Origin of the sequence: Variovorax sp. TBS-050B, from assembly GCF_029893635.1 — a bacterium.
Classification (GTDB): domain Bacteria; phylum Pseudomonadota; class Gammaproteobacteria; order Burkholderiales; family Burkholderiaceae_C; genus Variovorax.
Genome location: NZ_JARXYR010000002.1, coordinates 1453626 through 1474265 on the forward strand (window position 1 = coordinate 1453626; position 20640 = coordinate 1474265).

Sequence of the window (20640 nt, forward strand, 5' to 3'; positions counted from 1 at the left end):
TGGTGGAAGTGAAAGGAGCCGCCAGTTTGAACCCTCTCACGATGTCAATGTCCAGCACAGGGGCACTGCGCACGGTGGCTTGACCTTGCCATGGTGTGAGACCTTAGCCTCCGGGGCATGGAAAATCACCAACTCCCCGGCCTCGCAACACCATGAGCACACTCGATCTTTCCGTCGGCGGCATGACCTGCGCCTCGTGCGTGATGCGCGTCGAACGCGCGCTCAAGAGCGTGCCCGGCGTGCAGGAGGTCAGCGTGAACCTGGCCACCGAATCGGCGCGCATCGTCGCGGCCGACGACCACGACATCGATGCGCGCCTGCGCCGCGCCATCCGCAGCGCCGGCTACGAACCGCGCGCGGCGAACGGTGCCGATGCGCTGGCGGCCGAGCCCTCGCGCTGGCAGGGCTTCGGCCCGGTGGCGGCCGGCCTGCTGCTGTCGCTGCCATTGATGGCGCCGATGCTCGGCGGCCTCTGGGGGCAGGACTGGATGCTGCCGCCGTGGGTGCAACTGCTGCTCGCGGCGCCGGTGCAGTTCTGGCTCGGCGCGCGCTTCTACCGCGCGGGCTGGCATGCCGCGCGGGCCGGCACCGGCAACATGGACCTGCTGGTCGCGCTCGGCACCAGCGCCGCCTTCGGCCTGTCGCTCTGGCTCTGGTGGCGCGCAGCCACCGGCGAACATGCGGGCCACGGCATGGGGATGCCGCACCTCTATTTCGAAGCCTCGGCCGTGGTGATCACGCTGGTGCTGCTCGGCAAGTGGCTCGAGGCGCGCGCGAAGCGCCAGGCCACGTCCGCGATCCGCGCGCTGCAGCAGTTGCGGCCAGAGGTGGCGCACCTCGTCGGCCCGCGCGGTGTGGAGAGCGACGTGCCGCTGGCCGAAGTGATGGTCGGCGACCGGCTCGCGGTGCGCCCTGGCGAACGCGTGCCGGCCGATGCACGCGTGATCGAAGGCCATTCCGAGGTCGACGAGTCGATGCTCACGGGCGAGCCGCTGCCGGTGCCCAAGGGCCCGGGGCAGGCGCTCACGGGCGGTGCGGTCAACGGCGACGGCCGCCTGGTGGTGGAAGTGGCCGCGGTCGGTTCGGAGAGCGTGCTCGCGCGCATCATCCGCCTGGTCGAGGATGCGCAGGCCGCGAAGGCGCCGATCCAGCGGCTGGTGGACAAGGTCGCGGCGGTGTTCGTGCCGGTGGTGCTCGTGGTCGCGTTGGCCACGCTGGCCGCATGGCTGTTCGCGGGTGCGGAGATCGAAGCCGCGCTGATCCATGCCGTGGCCGTGCTGGTGATCGCCTGTCCCTGTGCGCTGGGCCTCGCGACGCCGGTGGCGGTGATGGCCGGCACCGGCGTGGCCGCGCGCCGCGGCATCCTGGTGAAGGATGCGCGCGCGCTGGAGCTGGCGCACCGCGTCGACACCGTGGCCTTCGACAAGACCGGCACGCTGACCGTCGGCCGCCCGGTGCTCACGGCGCTGGTGCCCGCGACCGATGGCGAGGGCGAGGAACGACGACTGCTCGCCATCGCCGCCAGCCTGCAGGGCGGCAGCGAGCATCCGCTCGCGCGTGCGGTGCTCGCGGCAGCGGCCGCACGCGGCGTGCAGCCGCCGCCGCTCGGCGCGATGCAGGCGCTGCCGGGCCGCGGCGTGCAGGGCGAGGTCGAGGGCCACCGCTGGGCGATCGCGAGCCTGCGCTGGTGCGCCGAGCTCGGCGCGCTGCCCGATGCCGCAAAGCTCGAGGCACTGCATGCGCAAGGGGCGACCGTCTCCGCGCTGCTGCGTTTCGACGAAGAAGCAGGCGCACCCCGCGTGACGGCGTTGCTCGCCTTTGCCGACGAGCCCAAGCCGGAAGCCGCGCAGGCGATCCGCAGCCTGCGTGCGCGCGGCCTGCGCGTGGTGATGATCTCGGGCGACAACCGTCGCGCGGCCGAGGCGATGGCGGCACGGCTCGGCATTGCCGCGGCCGACGTGCGTGCGGAAGTGCTGCCGGGCGACAAGGCCGCGCAGGTGGCGGCGCTGCGGCGCGACGGCCATGTGGTCGCGATGGTCGGCGATGGCGCCAACGATGCACCCGCACTCGCCGCGGCCGACGTGGGCATGGCGATGGCGCCCGCCGGCGGCGGCACCGACGTGGCGATGGAGGCCGCGGGCATCACGCTGATGCGCGGCGACCTCGCGCTCGTGGCCGAGGCGCTCGAACTCTCGGGCCGCACGGTCGCGAAGATCCGCCAGAACCTGTTCTGGGCCTTTGCCTACAACGTGGCCGGCATTCCGCTCGCGGCGCTCGGCTGGCTCAGCCCGGTGGTGGCGGGCGCGGCGATGGCGCTGTCGAGCGTGAGCGTCATGGCCAATGCGCTGCTGCTGCGGCGCTGGAAGCCCTGAGCGGCCTTCCTTCAGTCCAGCAGCAGCGCGAGCAGGTGGTCGTCGACGTAGTCGGCTTCGCCTGCGCGCTTGTAGAACTTGCGCAGGATGCCTTCGCGCTCGAAGCCGAGCTTCTCGTAGAAGCGCAGCCCGGCGGCGTTGTCGGCCTCGGCATAGAGCTCGATGCGCTTCACGCCCTCGGCCCGGAGCCGTTCGATCGCATCGGCCACCATCGCCTGGGCGATGCCCCGGCCGTGCAGCGCGGGATCGACCGCGAGCGTGCCGAAGCAGGCCACGTGGCGCACGCGGCCCGGGTAGCGCGCGGCGCGGTAGAAGCCCGCGATGCGGCCATCGACCTCGTAGACATGGAAGCTGCGGCTCGCGACCAGTTCCTCGAAGATCGGGCGGAAGTCGTCGAGCGGCATCGGGTCGTAGCCCAGGAAGGGCACGACCTTCTCGTGCATGTAGATCGTGAAGACCGCTTCGAGGTCCCGGGGTTCGGCAAGCCTGCGCATGGCAGCGAGCATACACAGGCACTGTGCGACGGCGGACCTCAGCGCTCGTCGGCGCGGCTCGCCACCAGCACGGCGTTGGTGCCGCCGAAGGCGAAGGAGTTCGACAGCACATGGCGCAGCGCCGGCGCCTCGCGTGCGCTGCCGCGCACGAAGTCGAGATCGAAGGCCGCGTCGGGCTGCGCCAGGTGGGCCGTGGGAGGCACCAGCCCGCGCGCCAGCGCGCGCAGCGCGGCCACGAGTTCGATCGCGCCGCCGCCGCCGAGCGCATGGCCGTGGATCGCCTTGGTGGCGCTCACCGGCACCCCGCGGCCGAACACGGCGGCGAGCGATGCCGCCTCGGCCGCATCGCCGGCGCCGGTGGCGGTGCCGTGCGCGTTCACATGCCCGATCTGCGCCGCGTCGAGGCCCGCATCGCGCAGCGCCGCGCGCATCGTGCGCACCTGGCCGGCGGCATCGGGCTGGGTGATGTGGGTGGCGTCGCACTGGGTGGCGTAGCCCGCGAGCACGAAGGGCGTGGCATCGCCCGCGCCGCGGGCACGCGCATGGACGGGCGATTCGAGCACCAGCGCGGCGGCGCCCTCGCCGAGCGCGAAGCCGGCGCGGTCGGCCGCGAAGGGCCGGCAGGCGCGTTCCGGCGCGCCCGGCGGCGGCGGTGCGGTGACGCGCATCGCATGCCAGCTCGCCATCACGCCGGGCGTGAGCATGGCGTCGTGGCCACCCGCGATGGCCACGTCGATCCAGCCGCCGCGGATCGCGCGCATGGCCTCGCCGATCGCCACGGCCGAGGAAGCGCAGGCGCAGGCATAGGCGATCGCGGCGCCCTGGGCACCGAACTGCAGCGCCAGCTCCGCCACCGCCGCGTTGGGCATCACCGTGAGCACGGTGGTGGGCCGCATGCGGCGCCGCTCGGCATAGAGCGCGCGGCAGCCGTCGTCGAAGGCCGCCGCGCCCGCGAGGCCGCTGCCCCAGAAGATGCCGAGCCGCACCGGATCGACCTGGCCCGCCTGCAGCCCGGCCTGTTCGACCGCATCGCGCGCGGCGGCGAGCGCCATCGCGGTGCCGCGGTCGAGCGGCAGGCGCGAGCTGCTGCGCACCGTGTCGGCCTGGAAGGCATCGCAGGCCGCCACCGCGAGTTCTGCGGCATCGAGACCCGCGATGCCGAGCGCCTGGGCGCGCACAGCGGAGCGGCCGTGAAAAAGGGCGTCGTCGAAAGCCTCGACCGTGTGGCCGATCGGCGTGACGAAGCCCAGCCCCGTCACGCGCACGGGCTGCGCCGCAGCGCCGCTCACGCGGCCGCGGCCAGGGGCGCCTCGACCTCGCAGCGGATCTGCGTGTCGATCGCCTCGCACAGGCGCTGCAGCGTGATGCCGGCCTCGCGCGGATCGAGCCGGTCCTCGGGCAGGCGCAGGTGGAAGGCGTCTTCCACCGCGAAGACGAATTCCATCAACGCGAGCGAATCGAGGCCGAGCTCGGACAGGGCGGTGCCCGGCGTGACGACGTCGGGAACCACGTGGAACTGGTTCACGAGGATGGCCGCGATGCTGTTGAAGATGGGGGGCGAGAGGGTGGAGGGCATGGCTTTACTGGTCCGTGTTTCAGGCGGGAGGGAGATGCATGGCCGGCGGCAGGCCGTGGGCCACGGCATCGGCGAAGGCGACCGTCTCGCGCGCCACCTGGCGCTGGTCGTTGTCGATGGTGATCATGTGGTAGCTGTCGGCCAGCACCACGCTGCGGAAGTCGCGGCAGCCGCGCAGGCCGCGTGCGAGCAGGCCGAGGTTCGCGAGGCTGGCCACCTCGTCGTCGCGCGCATGCAGCGCGAGCACGCTGCCGCACTGCACGCGGTGCAGGTTGCGCCGCACGTGGCGGATCAGCCGCTCGTGCTCGCGCAGGTGGCCGGTGCCGATGACCGCGCTGCCGGCGCTCGACACCTTGCGGTGGCGCAGCTCGCGTTCGATCCAGGCGCGCACGCGCTCGTTCTTCACGCCGTAGGGCGCGCGCTCGCGGTACTGCCAGAGCCGGCCGAGCGGCGTGTGCAGCGCGAGCGGCAGCAGCATGCGCGTGCGCGGCACGGCCCAGCCGTCGAAGCGCAGCGTGGTCGACATCAGCACCAGCGCATCGACCTGGTCGGCGCCGCAGCGGATCGCCGCGCCGAGCGCGAGCGAGGCACCGGCCGAGAGCCCCACGAGCACGACGCGTTCGTGCTGCCGCCGAAGCAGCTGCACCTCGGCCGCGATCGCGGCGAGCCACTGCTCGTAGCGCGTGGGCTGCGCGAGCGGCGCGGCGGCATCGAAGGAGTAGCCGCGAAGGCGCAGCGGCCGCACCGGATGGCCGCGCGCGGCGAGCGCCGACTGCACGGTCAGCAGCTCGTCAGGCGTGCTGCATAAACCATGCAGCAGCACGATGGCCGTGTGGCGCACCGCGGGGTGCACCACGCTCAGCAGGCCGGAAGCTTCGCGGGCGCTCATCGGGGGGCCGGGGGCTGCTGTCGTATGCTCATGGCGCGTTTATCGCCGGGGTGTGCTGACCGGCTGCTGACCCTCCTTCGCGCAAGAATAGTCACCTCCAACCACACACACACCATGCGAATCCTCCTTGTCGAAGACGACGCCGTGCTGCGCGACGTGATGCTGCGCAGCCTCGCGGATGCGGGCCACCGGGTCGACGTGTCGACCAACGTCGAGGACGCCGACCACCTCTGGCGCGTGCAGCCCTTCGATGCGGTGCTGCTCGACCTCAACCTGCCGGCCACGGCCAGCCCCACCAGCGGGCTCGCGAGCGGGCTCCATGCGCTGCGCCAGGCGCGTGCGCGCGGCGACCGCACGCCGGTGCTGGTGCTGACCGCGCGCGGCCGAACGGAGGAGCGCATCGCGGGCCTCGACGCCGGCGCCGACGACTACCTCGGCAAACCCTTCGACCTCGCGGAGGTGGAGGCGCGGCTGCGCGCGCTGGTGCGGCGCGCCAAGGGCACCGAGGACATCGTGCTGCTCGGCCAGCTCAAGCTCGACCGCAAGGCGCGGCGCTTCTCGACCGCGAGCGGGCCGCTGGACCTGCCGGCGCGCGAGTTCGAGGTGCTCTGGGAGCTGATGAGCCCGCCCGGGCGCACGGTGAGCAAGCGGGCGCTGTCGGACAAGCTCTCGAGCTTCGACGAATCGCTCGGCGACAACGCGCTCGAGGCCTTCATCTCGCGGCTGCGCAAGAAGCTCGTGGGATCGGGCGCGGGCATTCGCACGCTGCGCGGCATCGGCTACCTGCTCGAAGCCGAGGCGTGAGCGCCGCTCCCTTCCGCAGTGCGCCGCGCCGCGACGCCGTGCCGTCGCTCACGCGGCGCGTGCTGCGCAACGTGCTGGTGCCGCTCGCGCTGACCTGGATGGTGGGCGCGGTGATCGCGCTGGTGATCGCCAACTACTTTTCGGAACAGGCCTTCGACCGCAGCATGCTCGACGACGCCTATGCGATCTCGGCCAACGTGCAGGCCGGCGAACGCGGCGTGGAGCTGCTGCTGTCGCCGCGCGAGATGGCCACGGTGCTGTTCGACCAGGTCGACAAGGTCTACTTCGCGGTGCAGCGCCTCGACGGCACGCTGATCTCGGGCCACGGCGGCCTGAGCGCGGCACTGCCGGAGAAGGGCGCTCGCTACCGTTTTTCCGACACCACCTACGACGGCAAGGCGCTGCGCGCGGTGGTGCTGGAGCCCGGCGTCGATCCCGCACTGGCGACGCCCTACCGCATCGTGGTCGCGCAGACAACGCTGAGCCGCACGGCGCTGGTGCGGCGGCTGCTGGGCTATGCGCTTGCGCCGCAGGTGCTGCTGCTGACGCTGCTCGCGGCATGGCTCTGGCACGGCATCCGGCGCGACCTGCGCCCGCTCGGCGATCTGCAGCAGGCGCTCGATCGGCGCGACGTGCACGATCTCTCGCCGGTGGCGGTGGTCCGCACCTCGCGCGAGATCCAGCGGCTCGGCGATGCGGTCAACGCGCTGTTCGACCGGCTCAACCACAGCGTGCGCGCGCAGCGCGAATTCGTCGGCAACGTGGCGCACGAGCTGCGCACGCCGCTCGCCGGCATTCGCGCGCTGGCCGAGTACGGTCTCGCGCAGCCCGACGCGGCCGTGTGGCGCGAGCAGCTCGCACGCGTGGCCGAGCGGCAGGCGCGTGCGAGCCATCTGATCGACCAGCTGCTGGCGCTGGCGCTCGCCGACGAGGCGCGCACGAGCCTCGCGCGCGATGCGGTGCGGCTCGACGTGCTGGCCGAGCAGGCCGTGCTGCGGCACCTGGCGCGTGCCGACACGCTGGGCGTGGACCTCGGCGCGCGCGGGCTCGACGACGGCGTGACGGTGCTCGCGAACGAGGCGCTGGTGGAGGGCATCCTCGACAACCTGATCGACAACGCGCTGCGCTATGGCGGCCGCACCATCACGGTCGAGCTCGCGGGCCGCACGCTGAGCGTGATCGACGACGGCCCGGGCATTCCGATCGAGGCCCGGCACGACCTGATGCGGCGCTGGGCGCAGGGTCCCGACGGCCAGAAGCTGGGGCAGGGCTCGGGCCTCGGGCTCTCGATCGTCGCGCGCTATGCGGAGCTGCTGGGTGCCGAGCTGCGGCTGGAGGCGGCCGAGCCCGCGGGCCTGCGCGCGAGCGTGGCCTTCGCGCCGATGCGGCAGCCGTCGCTTCAGGCCAGCGTCGGATAGTCGGTGTAGCCCTTGGCGCCGCCGCCGTACATCGTGGCCTTGTCGACCTCGTTGAGCGGCGCGTTCTCGCGCAGGCGGCGCACCAGGTCGGGGTTGGCGATGAAGGGCTTGCCGAAAGCCACGAGATCGTCGCCTTCCTTCACGGCTTCCTCGGCGAGCGGCTTGTCGTAGCCGTTGTTCACCATCCATGCGGCCTGGCCGCCGGCCTGGCGGTAGGCGGCCTTGAGCGCTTCGTAGTCGAAGGGGCGGTCGGCGATCTCGCGCGGGCCGCCGGTGGCGCCTTCGATCACGTGGATGTACGCGAGGCCCAGCGGTGCGAGCTGCTTCACCACGTAGGTGAAGAGCGCCTGCGGATCCGAATCGTGCACGTCGTTGGCGGGCGTGACGGGCGAGAGGCGGATGCCGGTGCGGCCGCCGCCGACCGCGTCGACCACGGCGCGCGTGGCCTCGAGCAGCAGGCGGGCGCGGTTCTCGATGCGGCCGCCGTAGTCGTCGGTGCGCTTGTTGCTGCCGTCCTTCAGGAACTGGTCGAGCAGGTAGCCGTTGGCGCCGTGCAGTTCCACGCCGTCGAAGCCCGCGGTCTCGACCGCGTTGCGCGCGGCCGCGGCATAGGCGTGGACAATGCCCGGGATCTCTTCGGCGTCGAGCGCGCGCGGTTCGGAGGTCTCGACGAAGGTCGGCACGCCGTTCTTGATCAGCACGGTCTTGGTCTTGGCGGTGATGGCCGAGGGTGCGACGGGCTTGCCGCCCCCGGGCTGCAGTTCGGGGTGGGAGACGCGGCCCACGTGCCAGAGCTGCACCACGATCTTGCCGCCCTTGGCATGCACCGCGTCGGTCACGCGCTTCCATCCGTCGAGTTGCTCGGTGCCGTAGAGGCCGGGCACGTCGGCATAGCCCTGGCCCTGGTGGCTGATCGCGGTGGCTTCGGTGATGAGCAGGCCGGCCGAGGCGCGCTGCGCGTAGTAGGTCGCGGCCATCTCGGTCGGGATCGCGTTGGGCGAGCGGTTGCGCGTGAGCGGCGCCATCACGATGCGGTTGGCGAGCTGCAGGTCGCCGGCCTGGACGGGATCGAAGAGGGAGGGCATGGGGTTGGACCAAGAGAGAGTGGAAAACAGGCGCGAGGCTATACCCCGGGCGCGAATCCGTGCTTTCGCACGGTTGTCCGATTACTGCTAGGTGCGATGCCGCGCGGCGCGAAAAAAAAGCCGCTGCATGCGGCTTGGGGGGTGTGCGGGATCCCGCCGGAATCCCGCAGGGATGCCGAGGCGTTTGCCGCCTTCGGCAGGCTTCTTCTTACTTCAGCAGGCCTTCTGCCTTCATCGCTTCCTGAACGGCGGGGCGTGCCGCCACGCGTGCATGCCATGCCTGCACGTTCGGGAAGGCCGAGATGTCGACGCCGGTGGGCTTGGTCCAGTTGGTGACGGTGAACAGGTAGCCGTCGGCCACGCTGAAATGTTCGCCCATCAGGTACTGCCGGTCGGCGAGCTGCCCGTCGAGCCACTGGTAGCGCGACTTGAGCTTGTCCCTGAAGATGGTCTTGGCTTCCTCGGGCATGGCTGCGTTGAACAGCGGGCTGAAGCCCTTGTGCATCTCGGTGCCGATGAAGGTCAGCCATTCCTGCAGGCGGTAGCGCTGCAGCGTGCCGGCCGCCGGTGCGAGGTTCTTGGTCGGTGCGAGGTCCGCGATGTACTGCACGATGGCCGGGCCTTCGCGCAGACGGGTGCCGTCGTCGAGCTCGAGCAGCGGCACGTAGCCCAGCGGATTGATCCCGTAGTAGTCGGTGCCGTCCTGCAGCTTGTGGCTCTTGGTGCTTGCGAGCACCGGCTCGAACGCGATCCCTGCCTCGTGCAGCGCGATGTGGGGCGAGAGCGAACAGGCACCGGGCGAGTAGTACAGCTTCATGCGATGGATCTCCAACGGAATGTGTAAATGTGAATTGAATCGATGGACCGAGCGCGATGCTAGCGGTTTTGCGCGCGTCACGTTTTTGTCCTTTTTGTCCTACGGCGGCTCGCGCATGCCGACTATCAGGGGGCCGCGGGCGGATTTCTAAGCTTCTCCGCACAGCAGGCGACGGAGCCTGCTCAAGGAGTAATCAAATGTTGAAATACGCGATCATCTTTGCAGTGATTTCTTTGGTGGCCGCCTTGCTCGGCTTCGGCGGCATCGCAGCCGGCGCGGCCGGCATTGCCAAGCTGCTGTTCGGCCTGTTCCTGGCCCTGGCGCTGCTGTTCGTGGTGCTGGCCGTGCTGGGCGTGGGTGCGGTGAAAAAGGCCATCGACTGATGTCGCGGCCCGTTCCCCGCTGGCCGCGCATCCGCTCGCTCGGCCAGATGCTGCAGAGCCCCGCCCACCGCGTGGTGCGGGTGCTGCTCGTGACCCAGGCCCACTGGCAGGTGCCCGAGCCCCGCACGCGCGGGCAGGCGCGGGATCTCTCCGCCGGGCGTATGCTACTGAATTGATAGCAAAAGGCCGCGCTGCTGCGGCCTTTGGATTGCCCGTACAGCGGGCGCAGGCCGGCCCCGGCGATTAAAATCGGTGCCCCCTTTGCGCAGCGCACGCGTCAGTGGTGCGCCCCCTTTCATGCTGTACCCCGAAGAATTCGATGTGATCGTCGTTGGCGGCGGCCACGCCGGCACCGAGGCCGCGCTCGCGTCCGCCCGCATGGGCGCCCGCACGCTGCTGCTGTCCCACAACATAGAGACGCTGGGGCAGATGAGCTGCAACCCGTCGATCGGCGGCATCGGCAAGGGCCACCTGGTGAAGGAGGTCGATGCGCTCGGCGGCGCGATGGCCATCGCGACCGACGAGGCCGGCATCCAGTTCCGCATCCTCAATTCGAGCAAGGGCCCGGCCGTGCGTGCGACCCGCGCCCAGGCCGACCGCGTGCTGTACAAGGCGGCGATCCGCCGGCGGCTCGAGAACCAGCCGAACCTGAGCCTGTTCCAGCAGGCGGTCGACGACCTGATGATCGAGGGCGACCGGGTGGTGGGCGCGGTGACGCAGGTCGGCATCGCCTTCCGCGCGCGGGCCGTGGTGCTGACCGCCGGCACCTTCCTCGATGGCCGCATCCATGTGGGCCTCGACAACTACCAGGCGGGCCGCGCGGGCGATCCGCCGGCGGTGAGCCTGTCGGCGCGCCTCAAGGAACTGAAGCTGCCGCAGGGCCGCCTCAAGACCGGCACGCCGCCGCGGCTCGACGGTCGCAGCATCGACTTCTCGAAGTGCACCGAGCAGCCCGGCGACGGCATGCCGGGCGGGGCAGGGCCGATGCCGGTGTTCAGCTTCATGGGCCGCACCGACATGCATCCGCAGCAGATGCCCTGCTGGATCACGCACACCAATGCACGCACGCACGAGATCATCCGCTCGGGCTTCGACCGCAGCCCGATGTTCACCGGCAAGATCGACGGCGTGGGCCCGCGCTACTGCCCGAGCGTAGAAGACAAGATCAATCGCTTCGCCGACAAGGAAAGCCACCAGATCTTCCTCGAGCCCGAAGGGCTCACGACCAACGAGTACTACCCGAACGGCATTTCGACCAGCCTGCCGTTCGACATCCAGTACCAGCTCGTGCGCTCGATGCCCGGGCTGGAGAACGCCCACATCCTGCGGCCGGGCTATGCGATCGAGTACGACTACTTCGATCCGCGCGAGCTCAAGAGCAGCTTCGAGACGCGGTCGATCCAGGGCCTGTACTTCGCCGGGCAGATCAACGGCACCACCGGCTACGAAGAAGCCGCGGCGCAGGGCCTGTTCGCGGGCATCAACGCGGCGCTGCAATGCCGCGGCGAGGCGCCCTGGCTGCCGCGCCGCGACGAGGCCTACCTGGGCGTGCTGGTCGACGACCTGATCACCAAAGGCGTGACCGAGCCCTACCGCATGTTCACGAGCCGTGCCGAGTTCCGGCTGCAGCTGCGCGAAGACAACGCCGACATGCGCCTGACCGAAGCCGGCCGCAAGCTGGGCTTGGTGGACGACGCACGATGGGATGCCTTCAGCCGCAAGCGCGATGCTGTTTCACGTGAAACAGAACGGCTCAAATCGGTCTGGGTGAATCCGCGCAACCTGCCGGCTTCGGAATCGGAGCGCGTGCTCGGCAAGGCGATCGAGCGCGAATACAACCTCGCGGACCTGCTGCGCCGGCCGGACGTGAGCTACGAAACGCTGATGTCGCTCGACGGCGGCAAGTACGGCGCCGCGCAGGCGCTGAGCGACACCGAGATCGAGCAGATCGAGATCTCCGCCAAGTACTCGGGCTACATCGAGCGCCAGCACGATGAAGTGGAGCGCGCCGCGCACTTCGAGAACCTCAAGCTGCCCGCCAACTTCGATTACGGACAGGTCAAGGCGCTGAGTTTCGAAGTGCGGCAGAAGCTCGACAAGCACCGGCCCGAGACCCTGGGCCAGGCCTCGCGCATCTCGGGCGTCACACCCGCGGCGATCTCGCTGCTGATGATTCACCTGCGGAAGGGCGGTCACAAGGCCTTCGGCCGCGATGCCGCATCGGAAGCGGCCGCGGAATCGCCCGCCCCATGAGCGCGCCGCTCGACACGCTGCGCCAGGGCGCGGCCGCGCTGGGCACGGCGCTCAGCGATGCGCAGGCTGAACAACTGCTGGCCTACGGCAGCCTGATGCTCAAGTGGAACAAGGTCTACAACCTCACGGCCCTGCGCGATCCCGCCAGCGTGCTCACGCACCATCTGCTCGACAGCCTCGCAGCCGTCGCGCCGCTGCAGCGCGAGTGGGCAGGGAAGGGCAGGCTGCTGGACGTGGGCTCGGGCGGCGGACTGCCCGGTGTCGTGATCGCGATCCTGCGGCCCGATCTGGACGTGACCTGCCTTGATGCGGTGGCCAAGAAGGCGGCATTCGTGCAGCAGGTCGCTGCCGAACTCGAACTGCCGAACCTGCGCGGCCTGCATGCACGCGTGGAATCGCTCTCGGGCAGCTACGAGGTCATCAGCTGCCGGGCTTTCGCCTCCTTGCCGGATTTCTTCAACGGATCGATGCACCTGCTCGCGCCCGGTGGCGTCTGGCTCGCGATGAAGGGCAAGGTGCCATCCGAGGAACTCGCCGCGCTGCCGGCCGGCGTGTCGGTGTTTCACGTGGAACAACTGGCCGTGCCGGGCCTCGATGCCGAGCGCTGCATCGTCTGGGCGCGCAAGCCGGCCGCCTGAAAGCCAAAAAGAAGCCGCGGCGCATGTGAAAGCGGGCGCTTCGGCATCCTCGCGGTGCGGCTCTGCCTTAGACTCGACGCCTCCCCCTGGCTCTCTTTCTCCGAGGCAAATCCCATGTTCGGCATCGCTGACTACGGCGCTTTCGTCGCCGCCATCGTCCTCTTTCTCCTGATTCCCGGACCGGGCAACCTGGCGCTGATCACCTCGACCAGCAAGGGCGGGATCAAGGGCGGACTGGCCGCCACGACGGGCGTGATCCTCGGCGACCAGTGCCTGATGTGGGCGGCGGTCGCAGGCGTCTCGGCCGTGCTGGCTGCCTACCCGGCCGCCTTTACCGCCGTGCAGTGGCTCGGTGCTGCCTACCTGGCCTGGCTGGGCGCCCGGATGCTGCTCGCCAAGCCCGGTTCGGCACCGATCCTCCACATCCGCCCGAGCCATTTCCTGCGGCAGGCCTTCGCGATCACCCTGCTCAATCCCAAGGCGATCGTGTTCTACATGGCCTTCTTTCCGCTGTTCGTGGACCCGGCGCGCCACCAGGGGCTGGTCACTTTCGGCGCCATGGCGCTCACCATCGCGGTGCTGACCTTCCTCTACGGCCTGACCTCGACGCTGCTCACGCACTTTCTCGCCGAGCGCATCCGTGCCAATCCGCGCATTTCGGCCACGCTCGAAAAGCTCGCGGGCGTCTTCCTCATCGCCTTCGGCGTCAAGCTCGCCATCTCCCGCTGATCTCCCATGGCCAAGATTTTCTGCATTGCCAACCAGAAGGGCGGCGTCGGCAAGACCACCACCACGGTCAACCTCGCGGCGGGGCTCGCCAAGGTCGGCCAGCGGGTGCTGATGATCGACCTCGATCCCCAGGGCAATGCGACCATGGGCTCGGGCATCGACAAGCGGCAGCTCGAACTCACGGTGTACGACGTGCTGCTCGAATCGGCCTCCGTGGCCGAGGCGCGCGTCAAGGCCGAGCGGCTCGAGGAGGGCGGTTGCGGCTATGACGTGCTGGGCGCCAACCGCGAACTGGCCGGCGCCGAGGTCGAGATGGTCGCGCTCGACCGCCGGGAGAAGCGGCTGCGCACCGCGCTCGCGGCCGTGGGCGCCGAGTACGACTTCGTGCTCATCGATTGCCCGCCGAGCCTGAGCCTGCTCACGCTCAACGGCCTCTGCGCCGCCCATGGCGTGATCGTGCCCATGCAGTGCGAGTACTTCGCGCTCGAAGGGTTGACGGACCTGGTCAACACCATCAAGCAGGTGCATGCCAACCTGAACAAGAACCTGCAGATCATCGGCCTGCTGCGCGTGATGTTCGATCCGCGCATCACGCTGCAGCAGCAGGTGAGCGAGCAGCTCAAGGCGCATTTCGGCGACAAGGTGTTCGACACCGTGATCCCGCGCAACGTGCGGCTCGCCGAGGCGCCGAGCTACGGCCTGCCGGGCGTGGTGTTCGACCCGTCGGCGCGCGGCAGCCAGGCCTTCGTGGCCTTCGCCAGCGAGCTGGTCCAGAAGATGCCGCCCGCGAGCGCCTTCGCCTCGACCGCCGCGGCGCCGCCGATCGCACCGATGGCCGCGCCGCATCTGGCCCTGCCCGAGGACGTGCTGGCGCCCGCCGCCGCGCCCGATGCGGCGAGCGAGAAGAGCGCGTGAACACCCGCACCGTCGATACGCCGGCCGCGGCGCCGCGCGTCCTGCTGCTGCCGGGCTGGCAGAACAGCGGCCCCGGCCATTGGCAGACCGTCTGGGAAACGCTGCACGGCGACCTGCGCGTCGAGCAGCATGACTGGATGCGGCCGCTGCGGGGCGACTGGTCCGCGCGGCTGGAGGAAGAAGTGCTCGCGGCGCCCGGCCCCGTGGTCTTCGCCGCCCACAGCCTGGGCTGCATCCTCGTGGCCGCCTGGGCCGCGCATTCGCGCAACACCCACAAGGTGCGCGGCGCGCTGCTGGTGGCGCCGGGCGACCTCGAACGCGAGGACCTGCACCAGCTGATTCCCGGCTGGGCGCCGATCGTGCGGCAGCCGCTGCCGTTCCCGGCGCTGCTGATCGCCGCCAACGACGATCCCTACTGTGACGCCGCGCGCTCGCGCCAGATGGCGGCCGACTGGGGCGCGCGCTTCGTCGACGCCGGCCGCGGCGGCCACCTGAATGCCGAATCCGGCCTGGGCGACTGGCCCGAGGGCCGGCAACTGTTGAACGACCTCTCGAAAGACACGCACTGATGGCGACCAAGAAACCCAAGGGGCTGGGGCGCGGCCTCGAAGCGCTGCTGGGCCCGACCGCGGCACCCTCGGCCGATCCCACCGGCGCGGGCGAGGGCGCGGCCGCGCAGGCGCCGAACACGCTGATGCTCGACCAGATGGTGGCCGGCGTCTACCAGCCGCGCACCCGCATGGACGAGGGCGCGCTCTACGAACTGGCCGAGAGCATCAAGGCCCAGGGCATCATGCAGCCGATCCTGGTGCGCCGCCTCGATGCCGATTCCGCCGCCGCCAAGAACGCCGAATACGAAATCATCGCGGGCGAGCGCCGCTTCCGCGCCGCGAAGCTCGCGGGCCTCGACCGCGTGCCCGTGCTGGTGCGCGACGTGCCCAACGAAGCCGCGGCGGCGATGTCGCTGATCGAGAACATCCAGCGCGAAGACCTCAATCCGCTCGAAGAAGCCCAGGGCCTGCAGCGCCTGGTCTCAGAGTTTGGGCTCACTCACGAAGCCGCGGCCCAGGCCGTGGGCCGGTCCCGCAGCGCGGCGAGCAACCTGCTGCGCCTGCTGAACCTGGCCGAACCGGCGCAGCAGATGCTGATGGCCGGCGACATCGACATGGGCCATGCGCGCGCGCTGCTCTCGCTGGACCGCGGCACCCAGATCACCGCGGCCAACCAGATCGCCGCCAAGAAGATGTCGGTGCGCGAAGCCGAGGCGCTGGTGAAGAAGCTGGCGGCCGAGTTCACGCTCACGCCTTCGCGCCGCAGCAACGACGCCGAGAAGTCGCGCGACCTGCAGCGGGTGGAGGAAGAGCTCGCCGACCTGCTCACCGCCGAGGTCGAGGTGCGGATCAAGAAGCGCAGCAAGCGCGGCGGCAGGATCGAGGAGAGCGGGGAGCTCGCGATCCACTTCGGCTCCATCGAGGCCCTGAACGGGCTGATCGAACGGATCCGACGAACGGCCTAGTTCGCGGGCCCGGACTCCTTCGTTCGCGCAATTGATTCTTGCAATCTTTTACGCGTATCCTCGCCGCTAGGATTTTTAACCTAGTTGCTGGAGAGAGAGGGAGTCCACCATGAAATTCATCCGGTTTTCGGCCTCGGCCTCGGCCGCGGCAGCGGCCGCGCTGCTGCTGGGCGGCTGCGTCACCACCGACATGCAGATGGGCAGCCAGTCCGCCAAGACCATGGCCACCGGCAGCGCGGCCGGTTCGGCCACCGCCGGCGAGAGCGGGCAGCTCGAGCGCTGCGAATCGCCGCTCGGCACCGTCTCGCTGATCGAGAACGTCAATGCCGGCTGGTACACCATCCTGACGGGCGAGTACCGCCTGCCGCCCACCGCCAACCTGCTGCGCCTGCTGGTGCAGCAATCGAACTGCTTCGTGGTGGTCGAGCGCGGCGCGGCCGGCATGAACGCGATGACGCGCGAGCGCGCGCTGATGCAGTCGGGCGAGATGCGCGGCGGCAGCAACTTCGGCCGCGGCCAGATGGTGGCCTCGGACTACGGGCTCTCGCCCGAGATCGTCTTCAGCAACAGCGATGCCGGCGGCCTGGGCGGCGCGCTCGGCGGCCTGGTGGGCGGTGGCCGCGGCCGCGCGCTCGCGGCGGTGGGCGGCAGCCTGCAGACCAAGGAAGCCTCGGCGCTGCTGACGCTGATCGACAACCGCTCGGGCGTGCAGGTGGCCGCTTCCGAGGGCAGCGCCTCGAAGACCGACTTCGGCGGCTTCGGCGGCCTGGCCGGCCGCAGCGGCGCCGGCGGCCTGGGCGGCTACACCAACACCGCGCAGGGCAAAGTCATCGCCGCGGCGTTCATGGACGCCTTCAACCAGATGGTCCGTTCGCTGCGCAGCTACAAGGCGCAGACGGTGCGCGGCCAGGGCCTGGGCGGCGGCGGCCGCCTCGGCGTGGACGGCGGCGCGGCGCCTTCGCAGACCTACGTGCCGCCCGAGCAGCCGGCGCCGGCGCGCCGCCGCAGGTAAGCCGAATTCGGACTTCCGGACGCAGAGGACGCGAAGGTCACGCGAAGGGCGCGAAAGAGACAGAAGGAATCTTCGGATCCTTCCTTCTTTCCTTTTGCGTCCTTCGCGAAATCTTCGCGTCCTTCGCGTCCGGTCAGCCCGCTTCTGCGGGCCGCGATCAGAGCTGGAAAATTTTTCCGGGGTTCATGATGTTCTTCGGATCGAGCGCGCGCTTGATCGTGCGCATCATGTCGATCGCACCCGCGCCCGCCTCGGTCACGAGGAAGTCCATCTTGTGCAGCCCCACGCCGTGCTCGCCGGTGCAGGTGCCCTCGAGCGCCAGTGCGCGGCTCACGAGCGACTGGTTCAGCGCCTCGGCCTTCACGCGCTCCTCGGGGATGTTCGGGTCGAGCAGATAGCCGAAGTGGAAGTTGCCGTCGCCCACGTGGCCGACGAGGAAGTAGGGGATGCCGCTCGCATCGGCCTCGGCCACGGAATCGAGCAGGCAGTCGGCGAGGCGCGAGATCGGCACGCAGGTGTCGGTCGAGATCACGCGGCAGCCCGGGCGCGACTGCACGGCCGCGAAATAGCTGTTGTGCCGCGCGGTCCAGAGGCGCGTGCGTTCCTCGGGCGTGCTGGCCCATTCGAAGGCATTGCCGCCGTGGCCGCTCGCGAGCTCCTGCACCGTCTCGGCCTGTTCCTTCACGCCCGCGGGCGAGCCGTGGAACTCCATCAGCAGCATCGGTTCCTCGCGCAGGTTCAGCTTGGCGTAGGCGTTGACCATGCGCACCGTGTTCACGTCGATCAGCTCCACGCGCGCGATCGGCACGCCGAGCTGGATGGTCTCGATGGTGGTGCGCACCGCGGCCTCGATGCTCGGGAACGAGCAGATCGCGGCCGAGACCGCTTCGGGCAGCGGATAGATGCGCAGCGTGACCTCGGTCACCACGCCGAGCGTGCCTTCGCTGCCGACCATGAGACGCGTGAGGTCGTAGCCCGCGGACGATTTCTTGGCGCGCGTGCCGGTGCGGATGACTTCGCCGCTGGCCGTGACGACTTCGAGCGCGAGCACGTTCTCGCGCATCGTGCCGTAGCGCACCGCGTTCGTGCCGCTCGCGCGCGTGGCCGTCATGCCGCCGATGGAGGCGTCGGCGCCGGGGTCGATGGGGAAGAACAGGCCCGTGCTCTTGATCTCCTCGTTGAGCTGCTTGCGCGTGACGCCGGGCTGCACCGTGACCGTGAGGTCGTCGGCATTGACCGAGAGCACGCGGTTCATGCGCGAGACGTCGATGCTGATGCCGCCCTGCACCGCGAGCAGGTGACCTTCGAGCGAGGAGCCGACGCCGAAGGGGATCACGGGCACGCTGTGTTCGCTCGCGAGCTTCACCGCATCGGCCACGTCCTGCGTGCTCTCGGCGAAGATCACGGCCGAGGGCGGCGGCGCATCGAAGGAGGACTCGTCGCGCCCGTGCTGCGTGCGCACCGCCATCGCGGTGGAGCAGTTGGCGCCGAAGCGGGTCTTGAGTGCATCGATCAGGGCGTCGGGAACGTCGCGCAGATGAAGCTCCGGCAGCAGGTGCGAGGTGGTGGTCGGGGCATTCATCGCGTGTCTCCTGGATAGAAATGGGGCCTTGGGGAAGCAGCGGCCATTTTACGGAGCGCGCACCATAATCCGCTTCGGACACTTGCCATGAACCCTACGACCCTCGCAGCGCTCGCTGCCTTCCCTTCGCAGCTCGAAGCCCACTACGCCGCGATTCCCCACGCCTTCCGGCACTGGGCGCCCGCCTCGTGGGACGGCGTGCCGAGCGAAGCCTTCACGGCCATCGAGCAGCTCTGCCATGTGCGCGACATCGAGATCGAGGGCTACCACCTGCGCTTTCGCCGCACGCTCGAAGAGCACCGGCCCCGGCTGGCCTCGATCGACAGCGAACCGCTCGCGATCGCGCGCAACTACGGCGCCGCCGATGCGGCGGCAGTGCTGGCCGACTTCCGCGCGGCGCGCGCGCAGACGATGGAGATCCTCTCCGGCCTCAGCGACGCGCAGCTTGCGCGCACGGCCGTGTTCGAGGGTTACGGAGCGCTCACGATGCGCAGCCTGGTGCACTACCTCTGCAGCCATGACCAGCAGCACCTGGCCGGCCTGCAGTGGCTGGCCGGCAAGATCGACGCGGCCGCAGCGGCCGCGTAGCCCCACTGAACCACTGGAACCCACGACAGGAGCGCAGATGGGCAACCGCCTTTCGCAGATCGCCACCCGCACAGGCGACGACGGCACCACCGGCCTCGGCGACAACAGCCGCGTGCCCAAGGACCACCTGCGCGTGCATGCCATGGGCGACGTGGACGAGCTCAATTCGCAGATCGGCGTGCTGCTCTGCGAGCCCATGCCCGAGGCCGTGCGCGAGCTGCTCGTCGACGTGCAGCACCAGCTCTTCAACCTCGGCGGCGAGCTCTCGATGCCGGGCTTCACGCTGCTCAAGCCCGAGGCGCTGCTGCAGATCGACGCCGCGCTCGCGGCGCACAACGCCGCCTTGCCGCGGCTGGCCGAATTCATCCTGCCCGCGGGCACGCGCGCGGCTTCGCTCGCGCATGTGTGCCGCACCATCGCGCGCCGCGCCGAGCGTGCCGTGGTGGCGCTCGGTGCCGTCGAGGAGCTCAACGACGCGCCGCGCCAGTACCTCAACCGGCTCAGCGATCTGCTCTTCGTGCTCGCGCGCGTGCTCAACCGCATGAACGGCGGCGACGACGTCTACTGGAAGAGCGAGCGCATGGCGCGCGCCGCTGCGGCCGCGGCGACCGGCGTGGCGCAGGAGGACGATCAAGGAGGTCCACGATGACGACGAAGCAAACCACGACGACGAAGATCCGCGGCCGCGCCTGCGCGCTCGCCGCCGGCGCCGCGCTGCTCTGGCTCGCGGCCGCCCCCGCGCAGGCGCAGAGCGCCGACAGCCCGCCGCGCACGCAGCCCGCGCACACGCTCAAGCCGCCGCCGCGCGACAGCAAGGTGATCGACGGCGTGCAGCGCGGCACCAACGCCGCGGGCCGCGGCATCGACCGCGCCGAGAACGCCACGCGGCGCGGCGTCAACAACGTCTCCGAGAAGGCCAGCCGGCCCGTGCGCCGCGTGGGCGAGGCCTTCGGCCGCAAGCTCGCGCCGGGCTCCAGCGGACGCGCCGCGCCGCCGCCGGTCGGCCCGCAGGGCGCCGCGCCCTGATGGCGCGGAACGTCGAGATCAAGGCGCGCATCGACAGCATCGAGCGCGTGGCGGCGATCGCTGCGCGGCTCGCCGACCAGGGCCCGGTCGAGATCGCACAGGACGACACCTTCTTCCACTGCCGCGACGGCGCCGACCGCCTCAAGCTGCGCAGCTTCGCGCCCGAACGCGCCGAGCTCATCTTCTACCGGCGCGCGAACACCCGCGGACCGAAGGAATCGTTCTACCTGATCTCGCCCACCACCACGCCCGACGCGCTGCGCGAATCGCTCACGCTGGCCTGGGGCCAGGCCGGGCGCGTGCGCAAGCAGCGGCGCCTCTTCATCGTGGGCCGCACGCGGGTGCATCTCGACCGTGTCGAGGGACTGGGCGAATTCCTCGAACTCGAGGTGGTGCTCGAGGACGGCGAACCGGCCGAGGCCGGCATTGCCGAAGCCCATGCGCTCATGGCGCAGCTCGGCGTGGCGCAGGAACAGCTGCTGCAGGGGGCCTACGTCGATCTGCTCATGCAGCAGCAGCAGCAACAACAACAGGCGCGCTGAA

At 70.3% G+C, this 20640-nt stretch carries 23 protein-coding genes; 16 read left to right on the forward strand and 7 right to left on the reverse strand.

Features of this window, described 5'->3' with window-relative positions:
* Positions 1-152 precede the first annotated feature (152 nt).
* Positions 153-2372 (forward strand): heavy metal translocating P-type ATPase, encoded by a 2220-nt coding sequence (locus M2165_RS09970; RefSeq protein ID WP_280814487.1) that lies wholly within the window; start codon positions 153-155, stop codon positions 2370-2372.
* 11 nt (positions 2373-2383) lie between these two features.
* Here the strand turns inward: M2165_RS09970 and M2165_RS09975 are convergent, their stop codons facing one another.
* Genes M2165_RS09975 through M2165_RS09990 form a run of 4 tightly spaced genes read right to left on the reverse strand, consistent with a single transcriptional unit; the run spans position 2384 to position 5331 of the window.
* Positions 2384-2866: a GNAT family N-acetyltransferase gene (locus M2165_RS09975; protein WP_280814488.1), complete on the reverse strand. Its 483-nt coding sequence runs from the start codon at positions 2864-2866 to the stop codon at positions 2384-2386.
* 38 nt (positions 2867-2904) lie between these two features.
* Positions 2905-4155, reverse strand: a complete 1251-nt coding sequence (locus M2165_RS09980) for a beta-ketoacyl-[acyl-carrier-protein] synthase family protein (protein WP_280814489.1) — start codon at positions 4153-4155, stop codon at positions 2905-2907.
* Positions 4152-4442: a phosphopantetheine-binding protein gene (locus M2165_RS09985; protein ID WP_280814490.1), complete on the reverse strand. Its 291-nt coding sequence runs from the start codon at positions 4440-4442 to the stop codon at positions 4152-4154. Before M2165_RS09985 ends, M2165_RS09980 begins: the two co-directional genes overlap by 4 nt.
* Before the next feature lie 19 nt (positions 4443-4461).
* A complete protein-coding gene (locus M2165_RS09990; RefSeq protein ID WP_280814491.1) occupies positions 4462-5331 on the reverse strand; it encodes an alpha/beta fold hydrolase in 870 nt (289 codons plus the stop codon).
* Between the two features lie 114 nt (positions 5332-5445).
* On the opposite strand from M2165_RS09990, the gene M2165_RS09995 reads away from it, so the two are divergent.
* Complete coding sequence (locus tag M2165_RS09995) at positions 5446-6135, forward strand: response regulator transcription factor (protein ID WP_280814492.1); 690 nt, start codon at positions 5446-5448, stop codon at positions 6133-6135.
* Positions 6132-7553 (forward strand): sensor histidine kinase, encoded by a 1422-nt coding sequence (locus tag M2165_RS10000; protein ID WP_280814493.1) that lies wholly within the window; start codon positions 6132-6134, stop codon positions 7551-7553. The genes M2165_RS09995 and M2165_RS10000 overlap by 4 nt, the downstream gene beginning before the upstream one ends.
* On the opposite strand, the gene M2165_RS10005 is transcribed toward M2165_RS10000, so the two are convergent.
* Both M2165_RS10005 and gstA read right to left on the reverse strand, forming a co-directional pair.
* On the reverse strand, positions 7535-8638 hold the full coding sequence (locus M2165_RS10005) for an alkene reductase (protein WP_280814494.1): 1104 nt from the start codon (positions 8636-8638) through the stop codon (positions 7535-7537). The two genes, M2165_RS10000 and M2165_RS10005, sit on opposite strands and share 19 nt — an antisense overlap.
* Positions 8639-8846: 208 nt before the next feature.
* Positions 8847-9455 (reverse strand): glutathione transferase GstA, encoded by a 609-nt coding sequence (gene gstA / locus M2165_RS10010; protein ID WP_280814495.1) that lies wholly within the window; start codon positions 9453-9455, stop codon positions 8847-8849.
* A 197-nt stretch (positions 9456-9652) separates the two neighbouring features.
* Here gstA and M2165_RS10015 point away from each other — a divergent pair, with 197 nt between their 5' ends.
* The 9 genes from M2165_RS10015 to M2165_RS10055 all read left to right on the forward strand — a co-directional run bounded on the left by M2165_RS10015 (position 9653) and on the right by M2165_RS10055 (position 16901).
* Positions 9653-9838 (forward strand): DUF1328 family protein, encoded by a 186-nt coding sequence (locus tag M2165_RS10015; RefSeq protein ID WP_280814496.1) that lies wholly within the window; start codon positions 9653-9655, stop codon positions 9836-9838.
* A complete protein-coding gene (locus M2165_RS10020) occupies positions 9838-10014 on the forward strand; it encodes a hypothetical protein (RefSeq protein ID WP_280814497.1) in 177 nt (58 codons plus the stop codon). Before M2165_RS10015 ends, M2165_RS10020 begins: the two co-directional genes overlap by 1 nt.
* Before the next feature lie 121 nt (positions 10015-10135).
* On the forward strand, positions 10136-12091 hold the full coding sequence (gene mnmG / locus M2165_RS10025) for a tRNA uridine-5-carboxymethylaminomethyl(34) synthesis enzyme MnmG (RefSeq protein WP_280814498.1): 1956 nt from the start codon (positions 10136-10138) through the stop codon (positions 12089-12091).
* Positions 12088-12729: a 16S rRNA (guanine(527)-N(7))-methyltransferase RsmG gene (gene rsmG / locus M2165_RS10030; RefSeq protein ID WP_280814499.1), complete on the forward strand. Its 642-nt coding sequence runs from the start codon at positions 12088-12090 to the stop codon at positions 12727-12729. Before mnmG ends, rsmG begins: the two co-directional genes overlap by 4 nt.
* A gap of 114 nt (positions 12730-12843) precedes the next feature.
* Positions 12844-13458: a LysE family transporter gene (locus M2165_RS10035; RefSeq protein WP_280814500.1), complete on the forward strand. Its 615-nt coding sequence runs from the start codon at positions 12844-12846 to the stop codon at positions 13456-13458.
* 6 nt (positions 13459-13464) lie between these two features.
* Entirely contained in the window at positions 13465-14373 is a 909-nt protein-coding gene (locus M2165_RS10040) for a ParA family protein (protein WP_280814501.1), read from the forward strand.
* Positions 14370-14942 (forward strand): alpha/beta fold hydrolase, encoded by a 573-nt coding sequence (locus tag M2165_RS10045; RefSeq protein WP_280814502.1) that lies wholly within the window; start codon positions 14370-14372, stop codon positions 14940-14942. Before M2165_RS10040 ends, M2165_RS10045 begins: the two co-directional genes overlap by 4 nt.
* Complete coding sequence (locus tag M2165_RS10050; protein ID WP_280814503.1) at positions 14942-15889, forward strand: ParB/RepB/Spo0J family partition protein; 948 nt, start codon at positions 14942-14944, stop codon at positions 15887-15889. Before M2165_RS10045 ends, M2165_RS10050 begins: the two co-directional genes overlap by 1 nt.
* A gap of 109 nt (positions 15890-15998) precedes the next feature.
* A complete protein-coding gene (locus tag M2165_RS10055) occupies positions 15999-16901 on the forward strand; it encodes a CsgG/HfaB family protein (RefSeq protein ID WP_280814504.1) in 903 nt (300 codons plus the stop codon).
* A 157-nt stretch (positions 16902-17058) separates the two neighbouring features.
* On the opposite strand, the gene M2165_RS10060 is transcribed toward M2165_RS10055, so the two are convergent.
* Complete coding sequence (locus tag M2165_RS10060; protein ID WP_280814505.1) at positions 17059-18483, reverse strand: FAD-linked oxidase C-terminal domain-containing protein; 1425 nt, start codon at positions 18481-18483, stop codon at positions 17059-17061.
* Between the two features lie 87 nt (positions 18484-18570).
* Between M2165_RS10060 and M2165_RS10065 the strand changes: the two genes are divergently transcribed.
* From M2165_RS10065 to M2165_RS10080, 4 genes are read left to right on the forward strand one after another with little or no spacing between them, the layout of a single operon-like run.
* Positions 18571-19071, forward strand: a complete 501-nt coding sequence (locus M2165_RS10065; RefSeq protein ID WP_280814506.1) for a DinB family protein — start codon at positions 18571-18573, stop codon at positions 19069-19071.
* A gap of 37 nt (positions 19072-19108) precedes the next feature.
* Positions 19109-19720 (forward strand): cob(I)yrinic acid a,c-diamide adenosyltransferase, encoded by a 612-nt coding sequence (locus M2165_RS10070; protein ID WP_280814507.1) that lies wholly within the window; start codon positions 19109-19111, stop codon positions 19718-19720.
* Positions 19717-20097: a hypothetical protein gene (locus M2165_RS10075; RefSeq protein ID WP_280814508.1), complete on the forward strand. Its 381-nt coding sequence runs from the start codon at positions 19717-19719 to the stop codon at positions 20095-20097. Before M2165_RS10070 ends, M2165_RS10075 begins: the two co-directional genes overlap by 4 nt.
* The gene (locus tag M2165_RS10080; RefSeq protein ID WP_280814509.1) at positions 20097-20639 is read left to right on the forward strand and encodes a class IV adenylate cyclase; all 543 of its coding nucleotides are present in this window, start codon (positions 20097-20099) and stop codon (positions 20637-20639) included. The genes M2165_RS10075 and M2165_RS10080 overlap by 1 nt, the downstream gene beginning before the upstream one ends.
* Position 20640 lies beyond the last annotated feature (1 nt).

What these genes read in the sequence shown, in the direction of transcription:
- M2165_RS09970 (WP_280814487.1), top strand. Translation starts at nt 153, where the DNA reads ATGAGCACACTCGATCTTTCCGTCGGCGGCATGACCTGCGCCTCGTGC.
- M2165_RS09975 (WP_280814488.1), bottom strand. Translation starts at nt 2,866, where the DNA reads ATGCGCAGGCTTGCCGAACCCCGGGACCTCGAAGCGGTCTTCACGATC.
- M2165_RS09985 (WP_280814490.1), bottom strand. Translation starts at nt 4,442, where the DNA reads ATGCCCTCCACCCTCTCGCCCCCCATCTTCAACAGCATCGCGGCCATC.
- M2165_RS09990 (WP_280814491.1), bottom strand. Translation starts at nt 5,331, where the DNA reads ATGAGCGCCCGCGAAGCTTCCGGCCTGCTGAGCGTGGTGCACCCCGCG.
- M2165_RS09995 (WP_280814492.1), top strand. Translation starts at nt 5,446, where the DNA reads ATGCGAATCCTCCTTGTCGAAGACGACGCCGTGCTGCGCGACGTGATG.
- M2165_RS10005 (WP_280814494.1), bottom strand. Translation starts at nt 8,638, where the DNA reads ATGCCCTCCCTCTTCGATCCCGTCCAGGCCGGCGACCTGCAGCTCGCC.
- gstA (WP_280814495.1), bottom strand. Translation starts at nt 9,455, where the DNA reads ATGAAGCTGTACTACTCGCCCGGTGCCTGTTCGCTCTCGCCCCACATC.
- M2165_RS10015 (WP_280814496.1), top strand. Translation starts at nt 9,653, where the DNA reads ATGTTGAAATACGCGATCATCTTTGCAGTGATTTCTTTGGTGGCCGCC.
- M2165_RS10020 (WP_280814497.1), top strand. Translation starts at nt 9,838, where the DNA reads ATGTCGCGGCCCGTTCCCCGCTGGCCGCGCATCCGCTCGCTCGGCCAG.
- mnmG (WP_280814498.1), top strand. Translation starts at nt 10,136, where the DNA reads ATGCTGTACCCCGAAGAATTCGATGTGATCGTCGTTGGCGGCGGCCAC.
- rsmG (WP_280814499.1), top strand. Translation starts at nt 12,088, where the DNA reads ATGAGCGCGCCGCTCGACACGCTGCGCCAGGGCGCGGCCGCGCTGGGC.
- M2165_RS10035 (WP_280814500.1), top strand. Translation starts at nt 12,844, where the DNA reads ATGTTCGGCATCGCTGACTACGGCGCTTTCGTCGCCGCCATCGTCCTC.
- M2165_RS10040 (WP_280814501.1), top strand. Translation starts at nt 13,465, where the DNA reads ATGGCCAAGATTTTCTGCATTGCCAACCAGAAGGGCGGCGTCGGCAAG.
- M2165_RS10050 (WP_280814503.1), top strand. Translation starts at nt 14,942, where the DNA reads ATGGCGACCAAGAAACCCAAGGGGCTGGGGCGCGGCCTCGAAGCGCTG.
- M2165_RS10055 (WP_280814504.1), top strand. Translation starts at nt 15,999, where the DNA reads ATGAAATTCATCCGGTTTTCGGCCTCGGCCTCGGCCGCGGCAGCGGCC.
- M2165_RS10060 (WP_280814505.1), bottom strand. Translation starts at nt 18,483, where the DNA reads ATGAATGCCCCGACCACCACCTCGCACCTGCTGCCGGAGCTTCATCTG.
- M2165_RS10065 (WP_280814506.1), top strand. Translation starts at nt 18,571, where the DNA reads ATGAACCCTACGACCCTCGCAGCGCTCGCTGCCTTCCCTTCGCAGCTC.
- M2165_RS10070 (WP_280814507.1), top strand. Translation starts at nt 19,109, where the DNA reads ATGGGCAACCGCCTTTCGCAGATCGCCACCCGCACAGGCGACGACGGC.
- M2165_RS10075 (WP_280814508.1), top strand. Translation starts at nt 19,717, where the DNA reads ATGACGACGAAGCAAACCACGACGACGAAGATCCGCGGCCGCGCCTGC.
- M2165_RS10080 (WP_280814509.1), top strand. Translation starts at nt 20,097, where the DNA reads ATGGCGCGGAACGTCGAGATCAAGGCGCGCATCGACAGCATCGAGCGC.